This window comes from Longimicrobium sp., assembly GCA_036389795.1.
GTDB lineage: Bacteria > Gemmatimonadota > Gemmatimonadetes > Longimicrobiales > Longimicrobiaceae > Longimicrobium.
This window is the reverse complement of the sequence record DASVWD010000195.1, coordinates 1-25,645: the sequence shown is the minus strand read 5'-3', so window position 1 is coordinate 25,645 and position 25,645 is coordinate 1. Positions and strand designations below refer to the sequence as shown.

Genomic DNA, 25,645 nt, shown 5'->3' with positions numbered 1-25,645 from the left:
CACCGACGCGCCGGGCGGCACCGCGAACTGGTCGTTCACCGGCGGCACGAACTACAACGATGCCACCGGCACCGCAGCCATCACCATCCAGAAGGCCGACGCGGTGATCAGCGTCAACGGCTACACCGGGACCTACGACGGCGCCGCGCACGGGGCGACCGGCACGGCCACGGGCGTCGGCGGCGCGAACCTCAGCAGCGGGCTGAACCTGGGTGCGACGTTCACCGACGCGCCGGGCGGCACCGCGAACTGGTCGTTCACCGGGGGCACCAACTACAACGATGCCACCGGCACCGCAGCCATCACCATCCAGAAGGCCGACGCGGTGATCAGCGTCACCGGCTACACGGGCGTGTACGACGGCGCCGCGCACGGGGCCAGCGGCACGGCCACGGGCATCGGCGGGGCGAACCTCACCGGCGGGCTGAACCTGGGCGCCACCTTCACCAGCGCGCCCGGCGGGACGGCCAACTGGAGCTTCGCCGGCGGCACCAACTACAACGATGCCAGCGGCTCGGTCCAGATCGCCATCTCCAGGGCCATGCCGACGGTCGCGTGGAGCAACCCGGCTGCGATCGTTTACGGGACCACGCTGGGCGGCACGCAGCTCAACGCCGCCGCCAGCTTCGGCGGGGCGAGCCTGCCGGGCACCTTCACCTACTCGCCGGCGGCGGGCACCGTGCTGAGCGCGGGCGGCGGCCAGCTGCTGTCGGCCGACTTCGCCCCGGCGGACGCGGTGAACTTCAACCCGGTGGCGGGGACCACGGTGCACATCGACGTGCTGAAGGCGCCCACCACCGTCACGGCGGTCTCGGGGAGCGGCACCTTCGGCGGCACGGCCACGCTCACGGCCACGCTCTCGCCCGCCCTGGCGGGGAGGACCATCTCCTTCTCGGTGAACGGGACGGCGGTGTGCGGCGGCGGCACGGGGACGGCCTGCCCCACCACCAGCGCCTCGGGGACGGCCACCCTCACCGGCGTGAGCCTCGGCGGCATCGCGGCGGGAACGTACGCCGGCGCCGTGGCGGCCGGCTTCGTCGAGGAGGCCAACTACCTGGGGAGCGGCGGCACCGGCACGCTCGCGGTCGGCAAGGTGGCCACCACCTCGGCGGTCACGGTCACGCCCGGGCCGCAGCAGTACAGCGACCGGGTGAGCTTCGAGGCCACGCTGGCCCCGGGGAGCGCCGGCGGCGCGCAGGCGGCCACCACCGTCACCTTCAGGGTGGGAACGCAGACGGTGGGCACCGCCACCCTCACCCTGTCGGGCGGCGTGCTCCGGGGGATCCTGGCCAACGTGGCGCTCGTGGAGCCCACGCCCTTCGGCACGGCGCCGGCAGGGCAGATGGCGCCGGGGCCGCGCGCGGTGACGGCGGAGTTCACGGGCGTCGACCCGAACTTCACCGTGAGCTCGGCCGGCACCACGCTGCAGATCAACAAGGAGAACGCGGGCGCCACCTACACCGGCACCCAGTTCGCCTCCACGGGGTCCGGGAGCACGGCCACGGTGACGCTCAGCGCCACCATCCAGGACGCCACGGCGCTCAACGCCGCCGGCGACCCGAACCCGGGCGACGTGCGCAACGCGCGGGTGACGTTCTGGAACCGCGACACCAACCAGCCGATCTCCGGGTGCGTGAGCCTCCCGGTGGGGCTGGTGAGCGCGGCCGACCCCAGGACCGGCACCGCCACCTGCAACTGGGCGGTGACGCTGGGCAGCTCGGAGAACTCCCGCGACGTCACGGTGGGCGTGGTGGTGGACGGCTACTACGCGCGCAACAGCGCCGACGACAACTCGGTGGTGACGGTCTCGCGCAGCCTGGCGAGCTTCATCACCGGCGGCGGGTACCTGGTGAACCAGGCGTCGGCGGGGCAGTACGCGGGCGAGGCCGGGAGGCGGACCAACTTCGGGTTCAACGTGAAGTACAACCGGAGCGGCACCAACCTCCAGGGCAACGTCAACATCATCGTCCGCAACGGCGGGCGGGTGTACCAGGTGAAGGCGAACAGCCTGACCTCGCTGTCGGCCAACACCAGCACCGGCGCGGCGCAGTTCAGCGGCAAGGCCAGCATCCAGGACATCACCGACCCGCTGAGCCCGCTCTCCATCGACGGCAACGCCACGCTGCAGATGACGCTGACCGACCGCGGCGAGCCCGGCTCCACCGACTCCATCGGCATCACGGTGCTCAACAAGGCCGGCGGCACCTGGTTCGCGTCCAGCTGGAACGGCACGCGCACCGTGGAGCAGACCCTGGCGGGCGGCAACCTGGTGGTGCGGTAGGCACGCACCACGACGGGGACGGGGCTCCGGCCTCCGCCCCCGTCTTCCCCGGCGGAAGGTCTCCGCCGCCGGTCCGCGCGGCCCGTGCGGCGCGCGGACCGGCGGTCTTCGCTCCGGCCCTCTCCGCAATGGCGGATCCGTTACGGAAGGTAACCCGGGTTACGAAACTACCCACCGCGGCGGCCGCGGCCGGACATCGCCCAAAGCCGTAACCGGTTGACACGCAACACCTTGGAGCGGCGCACCGCGGTTGGCCCCGTTGTTCCAAAGACATGGGGGCCTCCGCGGCGTCTCACCCACCGACCGCCGCGGGGCCGCTCCTCCCCCCCTCCCGTGCGTTCTCCTCCGCGACAGCCTCAGCCGCCGAAGAGGAGGACACGTTCCCCGCACGGGGGCCGCGCAGCCGGACGGGCGTGGAAGGGAGGATCGGCGGCGCTCGGGTGAGGGTCCTCGCGCCAAAACGCATTCGTCAGGGCCCCGGGGCCCGCCCGGAGACGGTCCGGGCGGGCGGCGGCCCGCCCCCCACGCAACTCGAACCGCCGTATCCATCGACGTCCGGCACCCCGTGCGCCCGATCGAGGCCACGGAGCCAGACCGCTCCCTGCGCCCGCGGCCGCCGCGCCGGGCGTAGCCGTTCGTACCGCGGCACCCTCTCTCCTTCCGACAAAGGCACCCCGGCCGCGAGGCCGGTCCGCAAAGCCCAGGGGTCTCTCCGAGACGGCCCGGCTCCCGAAGAAGGGCGCTGCCGGCGCAACCGCCGGCACCACCCACAGGCTCGCAAGGAGAGCCCCCATGAAGCGTCTTGCCTTCGTCTTCGCCGCCACGGCGGCCTTCGTCGCCGCCTGCGGAGACAACTCCTCGTCGCCCACGGCGGCCACGCCCGAGATCACCCCGCGGGCGGTCCTGACCGCGGGCCCCGTCTCCGGCGCCATCTTCACCACCGACGTTGCCTGTAACGGCACCAACGTCAACATTTTCGGGGCGAAGTCCGCCGTGTACCTGGACGGCGGCCCCGCGCACCCCGGCGCGGCCGGCCTCCCCGACGGGGAGTACTACGTCCAGGTCACCACGCCGAACGGTGACCTGCTGGGCACCAGCATCGGGACCGCGGACGAGACGCCCGCCGTGGTGGTGGGCGGTGAGTTCGCCGCCTGCTACCAGTTGTCGGTCATCCTGAAGAAGGCCAGCGACGGCACCCCGGGGTTCGACAACACCACCAACTCCGGCGGCGAGTACAAGGTGTGGGTGAGCAAGGACCCCGGCTTCGCGAACAGCGCCTCGAAGACCGACAACTTCAAGGTGTTCGAGACCCCCGAGCCGCCGCCGACCGGCAGGCTGAACGTCGTCAAGTTCTACGACGCCAACGCGAACGGCATCAACGACGACGGCCAGCCGATCACCGGATGGAAGGTGCGCATCCAGGACGGCATCGACTTCATCCGCTTCACGCCGGCCTCGCTGATCGTGACGCCCGACGACTACACGGTGACGGAGTTCATGCCGACGGAGACCAACTGGGTGGGCACCACCCTCAACCCGGTGCTCGTCGCGCTCGGGGCGGGCGAGGAGAAGACGGTCAGCTTCGGCAACGTCTGCCTGGGCGCCGGGGGCGGCCACACGCTCGGCTTCTGGTCGAACAAGAACGGGCAGGAGACGATGAACGACGGCGGGAGCATGACGTCGGAGCTGGCCCTGCTCGGCGGCCTGAACCTGCGCAACGCCGCGGGCGCGAACTTCGATCCCGCCAACTACAACGGCTTCCGCTCCTGGCTGCTGAACGCCACCGCCACCAACATGGCGTACATGCTCTCGGCGCAGCTCGCGGCCATGGAGCTGAACGTGGAGGCGGGGATGGTCTCGGGCGGCGCGCTGGTGTACGCGCCCGCGTTGATCGGCTCGCCGGCCAACGAGAACGCGCTCGGGTTCATCAGCATCAACGACCTGAAGAGCGCGGCCAACGCCGAGCTGGGCGCGAACGGCCTGGTGCTGTCCGACCACCCGTCGCGCCCGTACCAGGAGGCGCTGAAGACCGCCCTGGACCGGGCCAACAACAACCTCAACTTCGTCCAGGCCACCGCCTGCGCGTTCACCTTCGCCGAGTGAGCGCGCGGCAGGTCCGGTAAGACACGAGGCCCCCTCCCGGCGGAGGGGGCCTCGCGTTTCGGCCCTTGAACGCCCTGCCCGTCGCCCTGGCCTGAACGCGGCGCCGCCCATCTCAACCGCATGTCCCACGCAGAGTCAGCAGAGTCAGCAGAGGGGTTCTCTGCTAACTCTGCTGACTCTGCGTGAGGCCTTTTCCAGACTTGGTATCATACCAGGTTCCGAGATCGACTGTGCAAAAGGATGTCATCCTGAGGGAGCTGCTGCGCCGGACCATCCTCCACACAGATGCATGGCGGCGACCGAAGGATCTACTCACCCCACGCGAGGCCGGGTCTGCGCGCGATCCCAGGCCACCAGACATGGGGAGTAGATCCTTCGGTCGCGTCCAACCTCTGGTGCGGAGGAAAGTCTCGTGAGGACGCTCCCTCAGGATGACATCTTCCTGGTGTTGCGGGAGTTGCGAAGAATCCACAGCCGATCTCAAGAAGTGGCTATCACACGCAGGCAACGGAATCAACGGAGGACCCCCCCTGGCTGCTCTCCGTTGACTCCGTTGACTCCGTTGACTCCGTTGACTCCGTGTGAGGCTTTTTCCTCCTCGTCCGCCTCAGTCCGCCGCGTCCTGCTCCGGCACCGCAGACGGCGTGCGCACGAACTGCAGCTCGTAGAGGCGCGCGTAGAGCCCCCCGCGCCGCAGCAGCTCCGCGTGGGTGCCGCGCTCGCGGATCTCGCCGTGGTGCAGCACCAGGATCTGGTCGGCGCCCTGGACCGTCGACAGGCGGTGCGCGATCACCAGCGAGGTGCGCCCCCGCATCAGCTCGCGCAGCGCCTCCTCGATCCTGGCCTCCAGCTCCGAGTCCACCGAGCTGGTGGCCTCGTCCAGCACCAGCACCAGCGGGTCGAACGCCAGCGCCCGCGCGAAGCTCACCAGCTGCCGCTCGCCCACCGAGAGCGACGTCCCCCGCTCGCCCAGCGGCTGCTCGTAGCCCCGCGGCAGCCGGGCGATGAAGGGGTCCGCCCCCACGCGCCGGGCCGCCTCGCGCACCGCCTCGTCGCCGATCTCGTCGCTCCCCAGGCGGATGTTGCGCCGCACGTCCTCGCTGAAGAGGAACACGTCCTGGAGCACCAGCGACACGCGCGCGCGCAGCTCGGCCACGGGAACGCGGTCGATCGGCACCCCGTCCAGCAGGATCTGCCCCCGCTGCGGCTCGTAGAAGCGCATCAGCAGGCCGATGATCGTCGACTTCCCCGCCCCCGTGGCCCCCACGATCGCCACCCGTTCGCCGGGGCGGGCGCGGAAGCTCACCCCGCGCAGCACCCACTCGCCCTCGGGATCGTAGCGGAACCACACGCCCTGGAGCTCGATCTCCCCGCGGCCGGGCTCGGGGAGGTGCAGCGGCCGGTCGGGGTCGGTGATCTCGGGCTCCGTGTCGAGCAGCTCGAAGATGCGCTCCGAGGCCGCCATGGCCCCCTGCAGCAGGTTGTACTTCTCCGAGAGGTCCTGGATCGGGCGGAAGAAGCGCCGCGTGTACTGGAGGAACGCCGCCACCGTCCCCACCGTCATCGTCCCCTGGATCGTCTCGCCCCCGCCGTACCAGAGGATGAGCGCCAGGGCGATCGCCGTGAGCACCTCGATCACCGGGAAGAAGAGCGCGTAGTAGGTGATCGAGCGCAGGTGCGCCTCCAGGTGGTCGCGGTTGATCTCCCCGAAGCGCCCCCGCACCTCCCGCTCGCGCCCGAAGAGCTGCACCACGCGCACCCCGCTCACGTGCTCCTGCAGGAAGGCGTTGATGCGCGCCAGCCGCACCCGGATGTCGCGGTACGCCCTGCGGATCAGCCCGCGGAAGACGAACGCCGCCGCCGCCACGAAGGGGAGCACGCTGAAGGTGACCAGCGCCAGGCGCCAGTCCAGCCGCACCATCGCCGCGAAGATGAAGAGCACGGTGAAGACGTCGCCGAACACGGTGACGATCCCCGACGAGAACGCCTCGTTGAGCGCCTCCACGTCGTTGGTCACCCGCGTCATCAGCCGGCCCACGGGGTTGCGGTCGAAGTAGCGCAGCGAGAGGCGCTGCAGGTGCGCGAACACCTCCATGCGCAGGTCGAACATGATGCGCTGCCCGAGCCAGGTGGTGAGCAGCGCCTGCGCGTACTCGGCGAGGAAGGACAGCACCAGCGCGCCCACGTACGCCCCCACCAGCGTGCCCAGGAGGCCCGTGTCGCGCCGGGGAATCGCGGAGTCGAGCGCCACCTTGGTGAGGTACGGCCCCACCAGCTCCAGCGCCGCCCCCGCGAAGAGGAGCGCCACGGCCAGCGCCACGCGGGCGCGGTACGGCCGCAGGTACGAGAGCAGCCGCCGCATGAGCCGCAGGTCGTACGGCCGGTCCTGGAGCTCGTCCTCGTGCCCGCTCATCCCGCTCATGAGTAGAAAGTCATCGCTTCCGGCGAACTTCGCACTTCGCACCTCGCACTTCGCACTGCGGTTCTGGGCGTGTCCCTCCGCTGCGCTCCGGGCCGGGCTGCGCGCGCGGTAGGGCACGATACGACCGTGCCCAACCGCGCCGGGCCGCCGCCGCCACGATACCCCCTGTGGCGGCGTCGTCCCGGCCCTCCGGGCGCGCATCCCTCACGCGGGGTTTCGTCGCGCGAGGCGCCGGGGTGTCGCAGGGGCGAGCACGCGAGTCCGTGCGGAGGCGGCCTCGGCACGGCATGCCTCGCCCCTACGAACCACCCGCCACCCGCCCCGAGATCCCCGTAAAGTCCACCCTCTCCCGAAGTTGGGAGAGGGTTGCCGCTCTCGGGCGGCGGGTGAGGGCCCCCGCCGCCGCGCCGGTGCCTCCCCTCACGGCGGATCCGGCGAACGCCTCCGGAAACGCCCGTCTCCCCGGCCGCCACGCCGGAACGGCGCATCGCATGGCGTGGCCGCAACGTAGCCGGAGGGGCGCGGGCGGGCAACGGAGCGTTGACAACGCCCGTCGCGTGCCCTAGAGTTCGCTCTCTCTCCCGAACGTCGTCCGCGCAGGCCGCGTCCTCGCGTCCCCACCGTTCCCCCGTCGACGGCACCGGGCTTCTGTCCGCGGCAACTCCCCACGCTTGCGCCCGCCGCCCTCGTTCTCGAGCGCGGGCAAAGTGGCGGGCGTTGACAAGTCCCGTGCGTACAACGTAGTATGCGGCATCCTCTCCACCTTGTGCTCCCCGGCCCATCCATGCTCCCGACCCACCGCCGCGCCCCTGCGCCGCGGCCCCACGCGCCCGTGCGCCGGGCCCTGCTGGCGCTCGCTCCCGCGCTCCTCCTGGCCGCGTGCGGCCGGGGCGGCGGCGGCCAGGTGGTGTTCGCGCTGGCCGCGCCGCTCGAGCAGGACTACGGCGCCTCCACCCGCCGCGGCGCCGAGCTGGCCGTCCGGGAGATCAACGCCGCCGGCGGCATCCGCGGCGACTCGCTCCGGCTGGAGCTGCGCGACGACGGCGCCGACAAGAACAAGGCCATCGCCATCGCCGCCGAGCTGCTGCGCGACCCCCGGGTGGTGGCGCTCGCCGGGCCGGTGAACTCCGGCACCACCATGGCCAGCGGCCCGCTCTACAACGGCGAGACCGACGAGCTCGCGGGCCTCACCCTCCCCGTGCTTGCCACCACCGCCACCAGCCCCGACGTCTCGCGCCTGGGCGACTGGGTGTTCCGCGTGGCCTCCAGCGACTCGGCCAACGCCGTGGAGCTCGCCCGCGTGGCGCGCGCCGCCGCCCCCGCCGTGGCCGTGCTGTACAGCAACGACGACTACGGCCGCGGCCTGGCCGCCGCCTTCCGCGGCGCGCTGCTCAAGGACGGCGGCCAGGTCCCCGAGATCGACCCCTACCTGGAAGACACCCGGGACTTCACCCCCTACCTCAAGCGCATCCAGCGGCGCGGGGTGGGGATGGTGTTCGTGGCGGGGCTCGACGGCAGCGCGGCGCGCATCATCGCCCAGGCGCGCGGGATCGGGCTGGCCGCGCGCTTCATCGGCGGCGACGGGCTGGAGCCGCTCAAGAGCAAGGGCCCCGCCTACGAGGGCACCCTGGTGGGGCTCCTCTACCACCGCGACGCCAGCGACCCGGCCCGCGCCTTCGCCGAGGCGTACCGGCGCGCGTACAACGCCGAGGCCGACCCCTTCGCGGCGGCCGCCTACGACGCGGTGAAGCTCCTGGCCGCCGCGGCCGGCGCCAACGGCCCCACGCGCGAAGGGATCCAGCGCTACCTGCGGCGCCTGGGGCAGGAGGGCGGCCCCGAGCCGTTCGTGGGCGCCACCGGGACCATCCGCTTCGACGACAACGGCGACCCGCTGCAGAAGGCGTTCGCCGTCGGCAGCATCCAGAACGGGACCCTCCAGCTTACCCGGGCGAACCGATGAGCACGACCCTGGTCCGGCCGCCACTCCTCCCCGAGGCCCCCGACTCGCCCGACCCCCGCGAGGGGGCCGGGCGGCCGCACGCCGCGCCGCACCGGCGGCGGGTCTTCTTCCGCTCCATCCGCGACCGCCTGCTGTGGGGCGGCCTGGGGCTGGTGCTGCTGATCGCGCTGGGCGCGGTGGTGAGCTTCTTCACCGTGACCAACCTGGGCCGGCAGATGGACGAGCGCCTGGGGACGCTGCGCCGGAGCACCGAGATCGGCAGCTCGCTGGAGTCGCTGATCCTCAACCAGATCGCCGCCGGCGAGCGCTACCTGGTGACCCCCTCGCCGCAGATCGCGCAGCAGTTCTCCGACTACGGGCGGCAGGCGCACGAGCAGCGGCGCCAGTACAAGGACCTGAGCGACCTCACCCCCGCCGAGCAGCAGCGGGTGGTGGCGGTCGAGGGGCTGCACTCGGCCATCGAGGTGGAGTACGCGCTGGCCCACGCCCAGCGCGACGTGGGCGACGCGGCGGGGGCGCTCGGCCGCCTGGCCGCCGTGCGCCCGCGCACCCAGGAGCTGCAGCGCGAGATCCGCGCGATCAGCTCCGCGCAGGCCGAGAAGGTGGCCGTGGCCTCGGCCGCGCTCAAGAAGGACGCGAGGAACGCCGAGCTGATCCTGCTGGCGCTGGCCGTGGGCGCCGCGCTGGTGGCGGCGGCGCTCATCCTCACCACCATCCGCGGCATCACCCGCCCGCTGGGCGACCTGGTGAGCGCCGCCGAGCGGCTGGGGCAGGGCGACCTGCGCGTGAGCCTGAACGGCGGGATGACGGGCGAGTTCGCCGCGCTGGCCGGCGCGTTCAGCGGGATGGCGGGGCAGCTGCGCACCATCGTGGGCGAGACGGTCTCCACCGCCGAGCGCATCTCCACCTTCGCCAGCGACCTCTCCAGCATCAGCGAGGAGGTGGCGGCATCGAGCGGCGAGGTGGCCACCGCCATGGTGGGGATCGCCAGCGGCGCCGAGAGCCAGAGCGCGGGGCTCACGGCCACGCAGGAGGCGCTGGACGAGATGAAGGCGCGCACGCAGGAGATCGCCAGCGCCAGCCGGCAGGTGGGCTCGCTCACCGCCGAGATCTCCGAGGTGGCCACCCGGAGCCGCCAGGAGGTGTCGACGGCGCTGGCCCGCCTGGTGGAGATCCGCGACGTGGTGCAGGCCTCGGCCAACCAGGTGGGCGACCTGGCCGAGAGCTCCACCCAGATCGACCGCTTCGTGGAGACGATCACGGGGATCGCGCGGCAGACCAACCTGCTGGCGCTGAACGCGGCCATCGAGGCGGCGCGCGCGGGCGAGCACGGCCGCGGCTTCGCGGTGGTCGCCGAGGAGGTGCGCAAGCTGGCCGAGGGGAGCGCGCGCGCCGCCCAGGAGGTCGCGCAGAACGTGCACGCCATCCGCTCGCGCATCGAGGGGGTGGTGGGGACGATGGGGAAGGGGCAGGAGAAGGTGGCCGACGTGGAGCACGTCTCCAAGGGCGCCGACCAGGCGCTGGAGCAGATCCTGGCGGCGGTGGACGGGGTGCGGCAGGCCGCGCACCAGGTGGAGGTGGCGGTGGTGCGCAACACCGCGGCCATGGAGGGGGTGGAGCGGGCGGTGGCCGAGGTGTCGGGCACCTCCGAGAGCCACGCCGCCAGCGCCCAGGAAGTCTCGGCGGCCGCCGAGGAGCAGTCCGCCGCCACCGAGCAGATGTCGGCCTCCAGCATGGAGCTGCTGCATGCCGCCGAGCGCATGCGCGAGCTGGTGAGCGGGTTCCAGACCTGACGGTTCGGTCTACTCCGCAAATCGATCGCGAAGGGCCCGCTCCGGTGCGCCGGGGCGGGCCTTCCTGCGTTCGGTGCGAAGTGCGAGGTGCGAAGTGCGGCGGCTTGCTGCGGCTCGGAATCCGTAGGGTCGAGGCAGGCCTCGACCGGCCGGCGGCGCTGCCGCCGGGGGCCCTCTCCCCCGCGCGACCCCGGTCGTTCGTTCCTCACGACCAGGGGCCACGCTCCCCTCTCCCAGACTGCGGGAGAGGGGAAACACCTCGGCGCTTCGCGCAACGGAACCGCGCACGGGGGGAAGGTTTGCGCAGTTGAAGCCTCGCGGGGTTTGCGAGGCTTTCCGTAGTTCCAGCGGGCGGCTTCAGCCGCTCGCGCCCGTCGCGCCGCGGCGCTCGCGACCGGCATTCGCAGTCCGGCGGAACGCAAATCCCCCGGCCTCGATCGGAGCGGCCGGGGGATCTCGCTTCGGGCGAAAACGCGTGGGACTACGCGGAGGCCGCCGTCGCGCCGCGCCAGTTGTGGGCGCCCGCGAAGTCGGCGCCCCCGGTGTCGGCGCCCTCCAGGTTCACCCCGTCCAGGTCGGCGCCCGCGAACACCGCGCCGCGCAGGGTGGTGCCGCGCAGCACCACCCCGTCCAGCGACGCCTCGCGCAGCACCGCGCCGGAGAGGTCGGCGCCCTCCAGCACCGTGCCCGTCAGGTTCGCGCGCACCAGCGAGGCCTCCGAGAAGTTGGCGCCCCGGCAGGTAGCGCGCGTCAGGTCCGCCGTGTCCAGGACGGCGCCCGAGAAGGTGGCCTCGTCCAGCTGGGCGTGGCGCAGGTTGGCCCCGCGCAGGGACGCCCCCTGCAGGCGCGCCCCGCGCAGGTCGGCGTGGCCCATCCCCGCCTCGTCCAGCACCGCCCCCGCGAAGGTGGCGCCGCGCAGGTTCGCCTTCGTCAGCTCCGCCCCGGTGAGGTCGGCGCCCGAGAGGTCGGCCCCCTCCAGCTTCATCGGGCTCAGCGCCCCGGTGCGCACGCTGCTGGCGTCGCGCAGCACCGCGTTGGCCAGCCGGGCGCGGCCGAGGTCGGTGTTGCAGAGGCACGCCGAGGTCAGGTTGGCGCCGCTCAGGTTGGCGCCCGTGAGGTTCACGTTGCGCAGCTGCGCGCCGCTCAGGTCCACCCCCTCCAGGTCCATCCCGGAAAGGTCGGCGCCGGTCAGGTCGAGCCGGGAGAGCGAGCGGTCGCCGTTGCCGGCCAGGCGGCGCTCCACCTCTTCGCGGCTCAACCCGCGGGCGTGGGCGGCGGCGGCGTTGGCCGCGGGGTCTGCCTTCCCCGTGACCGCGTTGATCGCACGTTCCAGGATCCCCATGACCGACCTCCCGTTGTACGGACCGTGAGGCGCGCACCGGGCCGGGTGCGCGGCCGGAGGAAAAACGGAGAGACGACGCTCCGGGACTTGCGCGATGTTGGCTCTGAGGAGGCACGAAAGTGCCGCGCGTCACACCCTGCACGAAACATTCCCCGTACACAAGCACTGCGTCGAGTCGATGTGTTGCCGTGGACGGGACGATTCCAGGGAACTGCGACTACGGATTCGGGCATGTCCCTCCGCTGCGCTCCGGGCCGGGCTGCGCGCGCCGTAGGGCACGATACAACTGTGCCCAACGGCGCCGGGCCACCGCCGCCACGATACCCCTGTGGCGGCGGCGTCCCGGCCCTCCGGGCGCGCATCCCTCATGCAACCGCGAACGCACCTTCCGCGGACCGGCTCCCCGCCGGAAAAGGCGGGCTGCGGCAGAAAGAGCGGGCGGGGCGCAAACATGCTTGCGCGCCGCCCGCTCTCCCGACTACCCTTCGCCCCGCCCACTGGGCACTGGGCACTGGGCACTGGGCACTGGGCACTGGGCACTGGGCACTTCGCACTTGTCACCCGCCGCCCTCCTCGGCCAGGATCCGCCGCACCTCGGCCTGGATGAGCGCGGGAGTGGGGGCGATCCCCAGCTCCCAGAGCGCCTCCTCGGCCCGGCGCACCAGCGCGGGGTCCAGGCCGCGCGGCGGGGCGCCGATGCCGGAGGCGGCCGGGGGCGGCTCCAGGCGGCGGAGCGTCACGCGGAAGCCGCCGCCGCCGTCCACCGCCTCCCAGGCGGCCACCACCGTGCCGGCGAGGCGCTCCAGCAGGTCGCCCACCTCGCCGCGCAGCACGGGGAGCCCCCCGGAGCGGTTGCCGCGGCCGGTGACCACCACCACGGTGCGCACTCCGTCGGCCTGGCGGGCCCGCAGCCAGCTCTCGGCCCTGAGCCGCGCCTCGCCGCCGGTCATCCCGTGCAGGTCCAGCAGGGGGTGCACGCTCCCCCACGCCGGCCCGCCCGGCCCCGGACGCCTCCCGCGCGCCATCGTCAGTCGGTCAGGCCTGGTTGAAACCCCCGGTGCTCGTCGCCGACGGCCCGCGCGAAGCGTGCCGGACGGGCCCCGAACGGCGAGAGCCACGGCGGGGCCGTGGCTCTTTCGTGGGTTCCCGGCGGGGTCCGGTCAGCTGGTGCCGCGGCCGAAGGAGTCCTTCAGGCTCTTGCCGACGCGGAACGAGGCGCTGGTCGAGGGCGCGATGTTGATCTCCTTGCCGGTGCGGGGGTTGCGTCCCTTGCGGGCCTCGCGGCGCTTCGCCTCGAAGCTGCCGAAGCCGGTGATCTGGACCTTGTCCCCGCCGCGCAGGCACGACGCGATGATGCCGTCCTCCACCGAGAACAGGGCATCGACGGCGCGGGCGGCCTCGGCCCGGCTCAGGTCGGCGCGGCTGGCCAGCTGCTGGACTAGCTCGGATTTGTTCACCTCGGAGCTCCTGTCTAGGGGGTGAGTTTGAGGGGTGAACCCAAACGGCGGCGCCGTTCGCGGAAGATACTGTAGAACCCCGTCCCGCATCCGTCAAGGACCGAAGTTGCCCGAATTTACAGCAGCCGCGCCGATTCCCGGCGCCGACACCCTGCTGCGCGAGCTACAGGCGGCGCGCGAGATCACCCACGCCTTCCTGACCGCCGCCACCCCCGACGAGGTGTATCGCCTTGCGCTGGAGCGCGTTTCCCCGCTCCTGGGGGCGGCCTTCGCCTCGGTGTACCTGCGCGAGGGGTCCCACGTGCTGCGCCTGGCCGCCGCCTGGAACTGGCCCCCCGAGTACGAGGACTTCCTGGGCGAGATGCGCGTGCGCGTGGGCGCCGGCCCCACCGGCGTCGCCGTGGCCGAGGACCGCCTGGTGGAAGTGGCCGACGTCTTCGCCGACCCCGCGCTCGCCGACTGGTGGGAGGTGGCCCGCGAGCTCGACTTCGCCGCCTCGGTCTCCCTCCCCCTGGAGCAGGGGGACCGTCCCGAGGGGGCGATCACCTTCTACTTCCGCGAGCCCGGCGCGCTGGCCGAGCACGACAGGAGCCTCCTGCGCCTGGTGGCCGACCAGCTCGCGGCCACCGCCGAGAAGGCGCACCTGATCGAGGACCTCACCCGCGCCAACACCCTGCTGCGGGCGCAGAACGTGGAGCTGGAGGCGCGCTACCGCGAGGCCGAGGAGGCGCGCCGGCTCAAGGCCGAGTTCCAGGCCAACGTCTCGCACGAGCTGCGCACCCCGCTCACCGCCATCCTGGGCTACACCTACCTGCTCAAGGAGCAGATCTCCGGGACCCTCACCGAAGACCAGCGGCAGGAGGTGCAGAAGATCGAGGACGCCGGCAACCAGCTCCTGGCCCTGATCGACGACCTGCTGGACCTCACCCGCCTGCAGCTCGGCCGCCTGGCCCCCGAGCCGGAGACGTGCGACGCGGTGGCGCTCCTGCACGCGGCGGCCGCGGGCACCCGGCCGCCGGCGGGCGTGGAGCTCAAGGTGGAGGCGCCCGACGCCTCGGTGCCGGTGCGCACCGACCCCACGCTGGCCATCCGCGTGCTGCGCAACCTGGTGTCCAACGCCTGCAAGTTCACCCCCGAGGGCCGGGTGGAGCTCAGGGTGCGCATGGCCAGCGGCTCCCCGTGGACCGAGGAGGCGCGCTCCGGCGGCGACGCGCGCCACCAGGTGGTGTGGGAGGTGGAGGACACGGGGATCGGGATCGCCGAGGACGACCAGGAGCGGATCTTCGACGAGTTCCGCCAGGTGGACGGCTCGGCCACGCGGCGCTACGGCGGCACCGGCATCGGCCTGGCGCTCTCGCGCCAGCTGGCCCGGCGCCTGGGCGGCGACGTCACCGTGCGCTCCGAGCTGGGCAGGGGCTCCGTCTTCCGCCTCACCCTCCCCGCCGGCCTCGACCGCGCGCCCGACAAGCCGGAGGTCGAGTAGTGGCGCCATTCCCGGCTCCGGACCCGGCTCCGCGCACCGCCCCCGCCCCCACTGCGAAGCCGGGAGTCCGCGCAGGCGGACTTCGTGTGGTCGTTGCCGCGAATTCATTCGCCCTTCCTCCCGGGCGAGGCTCCGGCGCATGACCCGCGGCTTCGCCTCCGTCGTCTTCGACTGCGACTCCACCCTGGCGCGCATCGAGGGGATCGACGAACTGGCCGGCCCGCACGCCGCCGAGATCGCCGCGCTCACCGAGGCGGCGATGAACGGCACGGTGGCGCTGGAAGACGTCTACGGCCGCCGGCTGGAGGTCATCCGCCCCACGCGCGAGCGGGTGGAGGCGCTGGGGCGCGAGTACGTGGCCGCGCTGGTCCCCGACGCGCGCGAGGTGGTCGCCGCGCTCCTCTGGCTGGGGAAGACGGTGCGCGTGGTCTCCGGCGGCCTGCGCCCGCCCGTCGAGGCCGTCGCCCGCACGCTGGGGCTCGGCTCGGGAGACGTGGCCGCCGTGGGGATCGACTTCGCCGCCGACGGCGCGTACGCCGGCTTCGAGCGCGCCTCGCCGCTGGCGCGCAGCGGGGGCAAGGCGGCGGTGCTCGGCGCCTGGACCCTCCCCCGCCCCGTGCTGCTGGTGGGCGACGGCGCGACGGACCTGGAGGCCCGCCCCGCGGTGGACGCCTTCGCCGCGTACATGGGCGTGGCCTGGCGCGCCCCCGTGGCCGCCGGCGCCGACGTGGTGATCGCGAGCGAGAGCCTGGCCCCCGTCCTGGCCCTCGCCGCCACGGAGGACGATCGCGCGCGCCTCCTCCGGAGCGAGTGGGCCGGCCTCCTGCGCCGCGGCGACGCTCTGCCGGCGAAAAGCGGGGGAAGCGGATGATACCGAGTCTGGCGGCAGACTTTTCTCACACAGAGCCAACAGAGTCAGCGGAGGGGTTTCTCTGCTGACTCTGCTGACTCTGCTGACTCTGCGTGAGGCCTGCTGTTTTTCGAATTCGGCATAGAAATGAAGCAGCCGAAGCGCTCTCTTCACGCGGAGTCCGCCCCGCCCGTTCGACCGGGCAGGGGCGGACTCTCCGTAGAGGGGGTTTCGCCGGACCACCGGATTGCGCAGAATCCCCCCGGACCGGGGCGGGCGCGGGGTTCCGTACTCCGTACCTCGTACCCCGTACTTTCGCACTCTCGCACTTTCGCACTCACGCACCCGATGTTCGGCCGCTTCTTCCTCCCCGGCCCCACCGAGGTCCGCCCCGAGGTCCTGGCGGCGATGACCCGGCCCGTGATCGGGCACCGCGGGAGCGAGATGTCCCGCATCTTCGCCGAGATCGACCCCGTGCTGCGCGCGGTCTTCCGCACCGCGCGCCCGGTCTGGGTCTCCTCCTCTTCCGCCACGGGGCTGATGGAGGCCTCGGTGAGGAACGGCGTGCGCCGGCGCGCGCTCTCGCTGGTCGACGGCGCCTTCAGCAAGCGCTACCGCGACCTGGTCTCCGGCTGCGGGCGCGAGGTGGAGACGTACGACGTGCCGCTGGGCCGCTGCCACGACCCCAACGAGGTCTTCCGCCTCCTGCGCGCCGGGGGCTTCGACGCGGTCACCGTCGTCCACTCCGAGACCTCCACCGGCGTGCTCGACCCGCTCCCGGAGATCGCCGAGGCCGTGCGGCGGGCGGAGGTCGAGACCGGAGAGGAGATCCTCCTCCTGGTAGACGGGGTGACGAGCGTCGGCGGGATGCTGGTGGAGGCGGAGGCGTGGGAGCTCGACTTCCTGCTGACCGGCTCGCAGAAGGCGCTGGCGCTGCCGCCGGGTCTCGCCTTCGGCGCCGCGTCGGAGCGGATGCTGCGGCGCGCGGAGACGCTGCCCGGGCGCGGGCAGTACTTCGACCTGCTGGAGTTCGACCGGTTCTGGCGGAAGCACCAGACGCCCAACACCCCCGCCGTGAGCCTGGTCTACGCCCTCGCCGAGCAGATGCGCCGCATCGAGGCCGAGGGCGTCGAGTGCCGCGCCGGGCGCCACTGGGCGATGGCCCGGCGCTGCTGGGGGTGGGTCGAGGAGCGGGGCCCCGCGCTCGGCCTCTCCCTCTTCGCCCCCGAGGGGTGCCGCTCGCCCACGGTGACGACGATCTCCGTCGACGGCCCGGTGCCGGCGCCGGAGATCGTGAAGCGGCTGAAGGAGCGCGGCTGGACGATCGGGGGCGGCTACGGGCCGCTGAAGGAGACCACCATCCGCATCGGGCACATGGGAGACCACACCGTGGACGGGCTGGACGCGCTGCTGGCGGAGATCGAAGAGGTGCTGGGATGACGGACGGGCCGCGCTTCCGCGTGCTGGTCACCGACGAGATCGACCCCGAGGGGCTCGCCGTCCTGCGCGGCCAGCCCGAGATCGAGGTGGTGGAGCGCCCCACCCGGCCGCTCGCCGAGGTGCTGGAGGAGATCGCCGGGTACGACGCCTTCATCGGCCGGAGCGCCACACGCGTCACCCGCGAGCTCCTGCAGAAGGGCGAGCGGCTCCGGGTGATCGGCCGCGCCGGGGTGGGCGTCGACAACATCGACCTCCCCACCGCCACCCGGCTCGGCATCGCCGTCATCAACGCCCCCGGCGGCAACACCGTCTCCGTGGCCGAGCTCGTCTTCGGCGTGGCCCTCTCGCTGGCGCGCCACGTCCACCTGGCCGACCACTCCATGCGCGAGGGGCGCTGGGACCGCTCCAAGCTGGGCGGGATCGAGCTGCGCGGGCGGACGATGGCCGTCGTGGGGCTGGGCCGCATCGGGAGCGAGGTGGCGCGCCGCGCCCGCGCCTTCGGGATGGCGGTGGCGGCCTACGACCCCTACGTGGCCGCCCCGCGCTTCGAGGAGCTGGGGGTGGAGCGCGCCGAGCGGCTGGCCGACCTCCTGGCGCGCGCCGACTTCCTCACCGTGCACACCCCGCTCACCGCCGAGACCAAGGGGATGATCGGCGCCGCCGAGCTGGCGCGGCTCGACCGCAAGGCGTTCGTGCTGAACCTGGCGCGCGGCGGGATCGTGGACGAGGACGCGCTGCTGGAGGCGCTGAAGGGCGGGCGGCTGGCCGGCGCCGCGCTCGACGTGTACGCCGCCGAGCCGCTGGCCGCCGACCACCCCCTGCGCTCGCTGCCGAACGTGGTGCTCACCCCGCACCTGGGCGCCTCCACCAGCGACGCGCAGCGCAGCGTGGCCGTGGAGGCGTGCGCCGCCGTGCGCGACGCGCTGCTGACCGGCGACCTCTCGGCCGCGATCAACGCCGCGGGGGTGGGAACCTTCGCCTGGGCCGACCTGCGCCCGCTGCTGGAGCTGGCCGACCGGCTGGGGCGGCTGGGGAGGGCGATGATCCCCGGGGGCCTCAGCGAGGTGGAGATGCGCTACGCCGGCCCCCGCGACGCCGCGCCCCGCCCGCTGCTCCTGGCCGCGCTGATGGGCGCCCTGCGCGACGTGGTGGACCGCCGCGCCGTGAACCTGGTGAACGTGCACCACGTGGCCAGCGAGCGCGGCATCGAGACGGCCTCCACCCACGTGGACGGCCGCGGCGAGCTGGGCGAGGAGGTGGAGCTCAGGCTGGAGGGGGGCGACCGCAGCATCCGCGTGGTGGGCGCGCTCCTGGGCGAGACGCACGGCCGCATCGTCCGCATCGGCGCCTTCCGGGTGGACGTGGCCCCGCGCGGGACCATGGTGGTGCTGCGCAACCGCGACGTCCCCGGCGTGATCGGCCGGGTGGGCACCCTGCTGGGCGAGGCCGGCGTCAACATCGCCGAGTACCACCAGGCGCGCCTGCAGATCGGCGGCGAGGCCCTGGCCGCCATCACCGTCGACGGCGCCGTCCCCCAGGAGGTGATGGAGCGCCTGGGCGCCCTCCCCGAGGTGCGGGACGTGCGGCAGGTGGACATGGAGTAGGGGAAGTGCGTGAGTGCGAAGGTGATTTCGTCCCACGCTCCCGCCTCGGCCTGGGGGAAATCGTGCGGCCATCGGGGCCCGGATCTTCCGAGGTCGCCGCCGGCTTCGAGGTTCGGCCCTCGAAGCCGGCGGTGTGTCTACCCGGGCGTCACTTCTGCGAGATCCCGGACGGGTACACGTCCTGAACCGCCTGCTCTTCCGGTTGAGCCTGGGCCTGCTCCGAAGCGTCAGGCGGGAATTCGTCCTGGACCACACGTCCCTCTCCTGCGGCACGCGCTGCTGCTACGGCAGCCGCCGGCGCTGCGCCGACACAGCCCGCCGCCGACGCCGGCTGTCTCGGGCGAACGGGCATCGGCGAATCCGGCGCGGGGGTCGGGATCGGCGGAACGGCGGCGGCGGGCGGGGTCATCTTGGGCGCCAGGCCGCCGCCGGCCGCGAAGATGTCCCGGGCGATCCGCAGGCCCAGGCCCACGCCGCCGATGTTCTCGTTGGCCAGGCTGGGAATCAGGTTGCCCTGGTCGTCCTCGGTGAAGTCGAAGGCGTCGAAGATCCAGTGCACCCCGAGCAGCACCCGGCTGGAGGCGTTCTCGATGATCATCTCCCACAGACCGCCGGGGAACGTGCGCGTGTGCCGCGGACGCACGGTGCCGTCGTTGTCGCGGCTGCCGCCGTTGAACTCGTCGGAGACCAGGAAGCCGGGGAACAGGCCGTCGGGGTTCTTGTCGTTGGGGGCGATGCCGTAGAACATCCGGGTGATGTGGAGGGCGGCGGCTCCGAACGTCGCGTGCCCCGACGGGTACGCGGGGAAGTTCGGCGTGAAGTTCTTCATCCCCGGCGAGTTGGTGCTCGGGGCACCCAGCGGCAGCCACCCCGGGTCGCCGTCGTTGAAGTTGACGGCCACGGCGTACGGCGCGGCCGGCCCGAGCTTCTCGTCGTGCTCGCGGATGCCGACTACCGGGCGCCAGAAGTCGAAGCAGTACTTGTGCTGCCACGCCAGGACCCCCGCGTCGCCCATCGCCGCGTTCACGAACGCGAAGAGCCGGGCGTTCTGCCCCTCGTTGTTCCCCTGCTGGACCGCCACCCGGCGAACGATCTGGTTGTAGAACCGCGGCGGCGTGCCCAGCCGGTTCGCGCCGTCGTACCCCCAGAAGATGCCGATCAGCGTTTCCCGCGGAGTGCGCCGCCGGTCGAAGAGGCCGTCGGGGAGCGTGCCCGTCAGGTCGGGCCGGATCCCCCGCGCCCGCACGTCCCTGAGCGCCTGCAGGTACTTGGGACTGGTGCCGTTGCCGAAGGGCGGGCTGCTCAGGCCGTGCCGGGTGGTGATGGCGAATCCCCGCGTCTGCGCCCCGTAGTACGGCGAGTAGAAGCCCTGCCCCGGGTTATCGGGGTCCACGCGGTGCCGGCCGCGGTTGGTCGAGGTCCTGTAGCCGCAGTCCCGCGCGTCCATGTCGTTGGCGCGCGCGTTCAGGAGAGCGTTGCCCACCGTTCTTCCGAAATTGAAGCTCGGGCTGGTGGTGTCGAAGCAGTTGAGCTGCGCGTCGAAGAACTCCCTCTGGGTCCTGAACAGCGCGGACAGCGTGGAATGCGCCGCACCCGCCACGGCATCGCGCGCCGACAGCGGGGGCGGGGGGACGGGCGGAGGGGGCGCCGGGTTCAGATAACGCGGAAAGCCCGCGCCTCCCACGATCCCGGCGTACGCGTCGTACATCGCCAGGTGCACGATCGCCAGCGCTCTCGACGAGAGCGTCGGGCCGTTCTGCTCTCGCTTGTCGGGATCGCTGTGGCTGACGCGATTGGCTTCGAGCGCCACCGCATTCCAGAAGAGAATCGAGTCCATCATGGCCGTTTCCTCTTGATTGAGATGAATGAAGTGGGGCGGGGCACGTACTTACGACACCCTTATAGGATGACGCGGCGGGGGGTTTTTCGCGGGAAGCGCCGAGTGTGTTGGGGGGCGGCACACGCCGCTCGAACCTGCCGAAGCCTGTTACCGCATTGTTCAGCCTGCTGGAAAGGCCACAATAAATTGAAGTGGAACCTGATCATCCTTTGGGTCTCCAGAACCGATGAGTTCGCAGCTGCTCGCCGGCGGATAGCACCTGTCGGGACCCGGGCCACGATAGGTTGACGGTCCATTAGATGTCAATAGTCGCATGGGCCGCCCACTCATCACGCGACGGCGCCTCTTTTCCGCAGGCCCTGCTTCCTCACGGCACGACGACCAGTTGTGAATATCGCAGGCTACACGCCCGCAGCGGGTTACACCCACGGCGCAGTCTTTGCGAGCCGGTGCCGGGAGCACGGGACGGCGTTCTTCCCTGGTTGAGACGACGAGGGCACGATGGGACTCCGGCAGTGGATGCGGCAGCAGATCCGCGAGCGCGCCGACGGCGACGAGCTTCCGGGCGGCGCTTCGTTCCTGTACTCGGCGCTCGGCGATAAAGACGAGGCGCCGCACGCGCTCGGCGAGTTCACCGCCGAGACGTACCCCGCCGACCTCGCCGGCCTGCTGCGCCGCCGCGAGGCCGTCACCGCCGAGCTGATGCGGCTGGACCTGGCCAGCCGCGCCGGCCGCCGCGAGGCCATCCCCCGCCTGCAGGAGCTCCTGCGGCAGTACCCGCACCCGCTGGCGTACGAGGCGCTCATCGTGGCCTACGTCGACGAGGGGCGGTGGGACGAGGCCCGGGGCGCCGCCTTCGCCGCGCGCGAGCGCCGCACGGAATGCGAGCACTCGCCCTGGCCCGAGATCCGCGGCGAGTGCGGCTCGCTCAAGGCGTGGGCCCCGGAGGAGATCGACCTGATGCGCGCCGAGCGCGAGGGCCGCATCGTGGTCCCCGGCGTCACCCCCGTGCTGGAGACCGCCCCGGCCCCCGCCGAGGTCCAGGTCTCGCTCGCCTGACGCGTCTCCCGTCCGCCGAGGCCCCGCCGCCGAGCTCCGGCGGCGGGGCTTCGCGTCTCGTCCTGTTACCGAGGTAGCGTGCTGGATTCCGAACCTCCAGCGACAGCCTCACACGGAGTCAACGGAGTCAGCGGAGGCACCCGAGGACCTGGTGTTCTCCGTCTCCTCTGCTTCCTCCGTGGGAGACATTCGGTACGGCGCTCGGGGTCCGGATCGGAGCTCTGCCCGGGATACGCAGACGGAATTCGCAAGACTTCCTGCCGATATCGTGGCGGAGCCCGCCCGCCGGAGCGGGATGCCCGTCGTCACGAAAATCTTGCCACTGCGCCTCTTGCGGCCTTATCGTGGGGCACGCCGACTCCCGCTCACGGCGCCGCATCCCACGGCACCCGCCCCGCGCCGGCCCCGCGCCGGCCCGCCGTGCCACGTCCGCCATCTCCGGCGGCCGCGCGGGAGCCCCCCGCGGCCGCCGCCGCGCAAGGCCGGAAGGTCCGGCCCACACCCACCGCCCGAGGACCGCAATGCCGTCCACATCCGTCCGCAGAGTGCTGTTCCTCCTCCTGCTGGCCCTGGCCGCCGCCGTCCCCGCCCTCGCGCAGCAGACCGGCACCATCTCCGGCTCCGTGCGCGACGTGGCGAGCGGCTCCCCGATCCCCGGCGCCCGCGTGGAGGCGCTCACCCCGTCGGGCACCGTGGCCGGGAGCGCCACCACCGACACCGACGGCCGCTACCGCATCACGGGGCTCGCGCCCGGCACCTACACCGTGGTGATCTCGGGGGCCGCCTTCGAGACGCGCCGGCTGGAGGGCCGCCAGGTGAGCGCCGGGGGCGAGGCCACCATCAACGTGCAGATCTCCTCGGGGAGCGTGGAGCTCGACCCGCTGGTGATCTCGGCGTCGAAGCGCCCCGAGAAGGCGCTCGAGGCCCCCGCGCGCGTGGAGGTGGTGGGCGAGCGCGAGATCGAGGCCCGCCCCGCCACCACCCCGGTCGAGCACCTGCGCTCCATCGCCGGCGTCGACGTCGCCCCCACCGGCGTGCAGTCCACCAACGTGGTGGCGCGCGGCTTCAACAACATCTTCTCGGGCTCGCTGCACGCGCTCACCGACTACCGCATCGCCGGGGTGCCGTCGCTCAGGGTGAACTTCCTGCACTTCGTCCCCGCCAACAACGAGGACATCCAGCGCATGGAGGTGGTGCTGGGGCCGGGCGCCGCGCTCTACGGCCCCAACACCGCCAACGGCATCCTGCACATCCTCACCAAGAGCCCGCTCGACGAGCAGGGGACCACGCTCGCCGTGGGCGGGGGCTCGCGCAGCGCCGTGCAGGGCGCGTTCCGCACCGCGCACCGGCTGGGCGACAACTTCGGCTTCAAGCTCTCGGGCCAGTACCTGCGCGCCGAGGAGTGGGAGTACACCGACCCCGCCGAGGTGGCCGAGCGCAACCGGTTCCGCTGCGCCTTGAGCGGCGCCACCTCGTGCAGCGCGCAGGAGATCGCCGCCGCCCGCCTCTTCCGGGCCGACCTGGCGCGCGCGGTGGGGATCGACAGCGCGGCGGCGCAGGCCCGCATCGAGCGCATCGGCCTGCGCGACAACGACATCGTGCGCTGGGGCGGCGAGGCGCGCGCCGACTGGCGCATCACCCCCGACCTCACCGCCGTCTTCCAGGCGGGCCTCACCACCTCGGTCAACGGGATCGAGCTCACCGGCCTGGGCGCCTCGCAGGTCAAGGACTGGCGCTACAGCTACGTGCAGGCGCGCGCCGCGTGGAACCGCCTCTTCGCCCAGGTCTACCTGAACCGCAGCGACGCCGGCGACACCTACCTGCTGCGCAACGGCGCCCCCATCGTCGACCGCTCGCGGGTGGCCGTGGGGCAGATCCAGCACGGGCTCGACCTCCTCGGCGGGCGGCAGAAGTTCACCTACGGCGCCGACTACACGTGGACCGTCCCCGTCACCGAGGGCACCATCAACGGCCTGTACGAGGACGACGACGAGACGCGCGAGTTCGGCGCCTACCTCCAGTCCGAGACCGCCCTCTCGCCGCGGCTCGACCTGGTGCTGGCCGGGAGGATCGACACGCACTCGGCGCTCCCCGACCCCGTCTTCTCCCCGCGCGCCGCGCTCGTCTTCAAGCCGCGCGAGGGGCACGCGCTGCGGGTGAGCTACAACCGCGCCTTCACCACCCCCAGCTCGCTCAACCAGTTCCTCGACCTGGGCTCGGCGCTGCCGGGCGGCGACGCGCGGACGGAGCTGCTCAGACAGCTCGGCTACTCCCTGCGCATCCAGGGCACCGGCGACGCGGGCTTCACCTTCCTGCAGCCGGGCGGCGGCTACCTGGTGCGCTCGCCGTTCACCCCCACCGCGCTGGGCGGCCCCGGCACCCTGCTCCCGGCCAACGCGGCCACCCTCTTCCCGCTGGCCGTGGGGGTGCTGGCCCAGAACGCCGCCGCGCGCGGCACGCCGCTGCCGGCCTCGCTGGTGGCGTACCTCAGCGCGCTGCGCCCGACCGCGGCGCAGGTGGGGCTCAACTTCCTGAACGTGGCCAACGGCGACGCCGGCCCGCTGTCCAGCCTCGCGCTCGACGAGCTGCCGCCGATCCGCGAGTCGATCTCCAACACGCTGGAGGCCGGCTACAAGGGGATCCTGGCCAACCGCATCCTCCTCGCCGCCGACGTGTGGTGGTCGCGGAAGGAAGACCTGGTGACGCCGCTCACCATCCAGACCCCGCTGGTGCTGCTGGACGGCCCGCAGCTGGGCGCGTTCCTGGTCCCCCGCTTCATGGCCGACCTGGGGATGTCGCAGGCGCAGGCCGCCGCGCTGGCCGCGCAGCTCATCGGCAACCCCACCGCGCCGGGGCTCGCCACCATCCCCGTGGGCGTGATCTCCTCGCCCGATGTGAACGCCAACGGCGGGCAGCTCCTGGTGACCTACGTGAACGTGGACGAGGCGCTGGACCTGTGGGGGTGGGACGTCTCGGCCCGGGTGCTGATCCGCAAGGAGTGGTCGCTGAACGCCAGCGCCTCGTGGGCGAGCGAGGACCACTGGCAGACGCAGAGCGCCGGGCTGGTGACGCTGAACGCCCCCACCCGCAAGGCCACGCTGGCGCTCAACTACGACGACTCGGAGGACACGGGCCTGAGCAGCGAGCTCCGGGTGCGCTACACCAACGGCTTCCCCGTGAACTCGGGGGTGTACGTGGGCACCCTGTGCCTGAACCTGCCCAACCCCAGCCCGCTGGCCGAGGACTGCGTGGACGACTTCACGCTGCTGGACCTGAACCTGGGCTACCGGCTCCCCTTCGGCCGGCGCAACACCTCGCTGCAGATGAGCATCACCAACCTGCTCAACGAGGACTACCGGCCCTTCCCCGGCGTGCCGAACATCGGGCGGATGCTGCTGGCCCGCGTCAAGTACGACTTCTGACCGGCCGGTTCTCCGGCTGACGAGCAAGGAGGGGCCGGACGCCGCGTCCGGCCCCTCCGTCTTTCCGCCGGTTCCGCCGGGAAAATCTCGGTGCGGGATTCTGCTCCCGGAAGGTCTCACGCAGAGTCAGCAGAGTCAGCGGAGAACTGCCTGGGGGCTTGCAATGCTAACTCTGCTGACTCTGCTGACTCTGCGAGATACCGATTTCCGAGATTGAATGTGCATCACAGAAGGTGTCATCCTGAGGCCGGCCAGACCGTAGCCGCGTCCGCGCGCATGCTCGCAGGCCGAAGGATCTATGGCCCGCATTGCGAAGATCTACGCAGTGCAGGCCATAGATCCTTCGGTCGCGTCCAACCCGTTGGTGCGAGAGCGAATTAGCGCAGACGCCCCCTCAGGACGACACCCTTTCGGGGCGCGAATGCACGATCGATCGTGGAATCCGGTATGATACCAGATTGCCGAGCATTGTTCTGGTTCCGAACAGATTGGAATCACACAGAGGACACAGAGAACACGGAGGAACTGAAGACGCGATTGAAGTTTCTCTGTGTCCTCTGTGTCCTCTGTGTCCTCTGTGTGATGCTCT

15 protein-coding genes and 1 riboswitch are annotated in these 25,645 nt (G+C 72.3%); of the genes, 10 read left to right on the top strand and 5 right to left on the bottom strand.

The window, feature by feature from the left end:
• Together VF746_23760 and VF746_23755 are read left to right on the top strand one after the other, a co-directional pair.
• A partial coding sequence (locus VF746_23760; GenBank protein ID HEX8695450.1) for a hypothetical protein occupies positions 1-2,281 on the top strand: 2,281 nt, incomplete at its 5' end.
• Positions 2,282-2,939: 658 nt separating this feature from the next.
• A riboswitch (cyclic di-GMP riboswitch) is annotated at positions 2,940-3,015 on the top strand.
• A 58-nt stretch (positions 3,016-3,073) separates the two neighbouring features.
• Complete coding sequence (locus tag VF746_23755) at positions 3,074-4,384, top strand: hypothetical protein (GenBank protein ID HEX8695449.1); 1,311 nt, start codon at positions 3,074-3,076, stop codon at positions 4,382-4,384.
• 607 nt (positions 4,385-4,991) lie between these two features.
• Here the strand turns inward: VF746_23755 and VF746_23750 are convergent.
• Positions 4,992-6,797: an ABC transporter ATP-binding protein gene (locus VF746_23750; GenBank protein HEX8695448.1), complete on the bottom strand. Its 1,806-nt coding sequence runs from the start codon at positions 6,795-6,797 to the stop codon at positions 4,992-4,994.
• Between the two features lie 793 nt (positions 6,798-7,590).
• Here VF746_23750 and VF746_23745 point away from each other — a divergent pair.
• Together VF746_23745 and VF746_23740 are read left to right on the top strand one after the other, a co-directional pair.
• Positions 7,591-8,766 (top strand): ABC transporter substrate-binding protein, encoded by a 1,176-nt coding sequence (locus tag VF746_23745; GenBank protein HEX8695447.1) that lies wholly within the window; start codon positions 7,591-7,593, stop codon positions 8,764-8,766.
• A complete protein-coding gene (locus VF746_23740; GenBank protein HEX8695446.1) occupies positions 8,763-10,559 on the top strand; it encodes a methyl-accepting chemotaxis protein in 1,797 nt (598 codons plus the stop codon). The genes VF746_23745 and VF746_23740 overlap by 4 nt, the downstream gene beginning before the upstream one ends.
• Positions 10,560-11,040: 481 nt before the next feature.
• Here the strand turns inward: VF746_23740 and VF746_23735 are convergent, their stop codons facing one another.
• The 3 genes from VF746_23735 to VF746_23725 all read right to left on the bottom strand — a co-directional run bounded on the left by VF746_23735 (position 11,041) and on the right by VF746_23725 (position 13,358).
• The gene (locus tag VF746_23735) at positions 11,041-11,901 is read right to left on the bottom strand and encodes a pentapeptide repeat-containing protein (GenBank protein ID HEX8695445.1); all 861 of its coding nucleotides are present in this window, start codon (positions 11,899-11,901) and stop codon (positions 11,041-11,043) included.
• 557 nt (positions 11,902-12,458) lie between these two features.
• Complete coding sequence (locus tag VF746_23730; GenBank protein ID HEX8695444.1) at positions 12,459-12,926, bottom strand: Smr/MutS family protein; 468 nt, start codon at positions 12,924-12,926, stop codon at positions 12,459-12,461.
• 135 nt (positions 12,927-13,061) lie between these two features.
• Entirely contained in the window at positions 13,062-13,358 is a 297-nt protein-coding gene (locus VF746_23725; protein HEX8695443.1) for an HU family DNA-binding protein, read from the bottom strand.
• Between the two features lie 106 nt (positions 13,359-13,464).
• On the opposite strand from VF746_23725, the gene VF746_23720 reads away from it, so the two are divergent.
• The 4 genes from VF746_23720 (at position 13,465) to serA (ending at position 18,735) form a co-directional block, all read left to right on the top strand.
• On the top strand, positions 13,465-14,841 hold the full coding sequence (locus tag VF746_23720; GenBank protein ID HEX8695442.1) for an ATP-binding protein: 1,377 nt from the start codon (positions 13,465-13,467) through the stop codon (positions 14,839-14,841).
• 139 nt (positions 14,842-14,980) lie between these two features.
• Positions 14,981-15,712, top strand: a complete 732-nt coding sequence (locus VF746_23715) for an HAD-IB family phosphatase (GenBank protein HEX8695441.1) — start codon at positions 14,981-14,983, stop codon at positions 15,710-15,712.
• 327 nt (positions 15,713-16,039) lie between these two features.
• Complete coding sequence (locus VF746_23710; GenBank protein HEX8695440.1) at positions 16,040-17,131, top strand: alanine--glyoxylate aminotransferase family protein; 1,092 nt, start codon at positions 16,040-16,042, stop codon at positions 17,129-17,131.
• The gene (gene serA / locus VF746_23705) at positions 17,128-18,735 is read left to right on the top strand and encodes a phosphoglycerate dehydrogenase (GenBank protein ID HEX8695439.1); all 1,608 of its coding nucleotides are present in this window, start codon (positions 17,128-17,130) and stop codon (positions 18,733-18,735) included. Before VF746_23710 ends, serA begins: the two co-directional genes overlap by 4 nt.
• Positions 18,736-18,883: 148 nt before the next feature.
• On the opposite strand, the gene VF746_23700 is transcribed toward serA, so the two are convergent.
• Positions 18,884-20,575, bottom strand: a complete 1,692-nt coding sequence (locus VF746_23700) for a hypothetical protein (protein HEX8695438.1) — start codon at positions 20,573-20,575, stop codon at positions 18,884-18,886.
• A gap of 501 nt (positions 20,576-21,076) precedes the next feature.
• Between VF746_23700 and VF746_23695 the strand changes: the two genes are divergently transcribed.
• Entirely contained in the window at positions 21,077-21,634 is a 558-nt protein-coding gene (locus tag VF746_23695; protein HEX8695437.1) for a hypothetical protein, read from the top strand.
• A 521-nt stretch (positions 21,635-22,155) separates the two neighbouring features.
• A complete protein-coding gene (locus VF746_23690; GenBank protein ID HEX8695436.1) occupies positions 22,156-25,056 on the top strand; it encodes a TonB-dependent receptor in 2,901 nt (966 codons plus the stop codon).
• Positions 25,057-25,645: the final 589 nt, after the last annotated feature.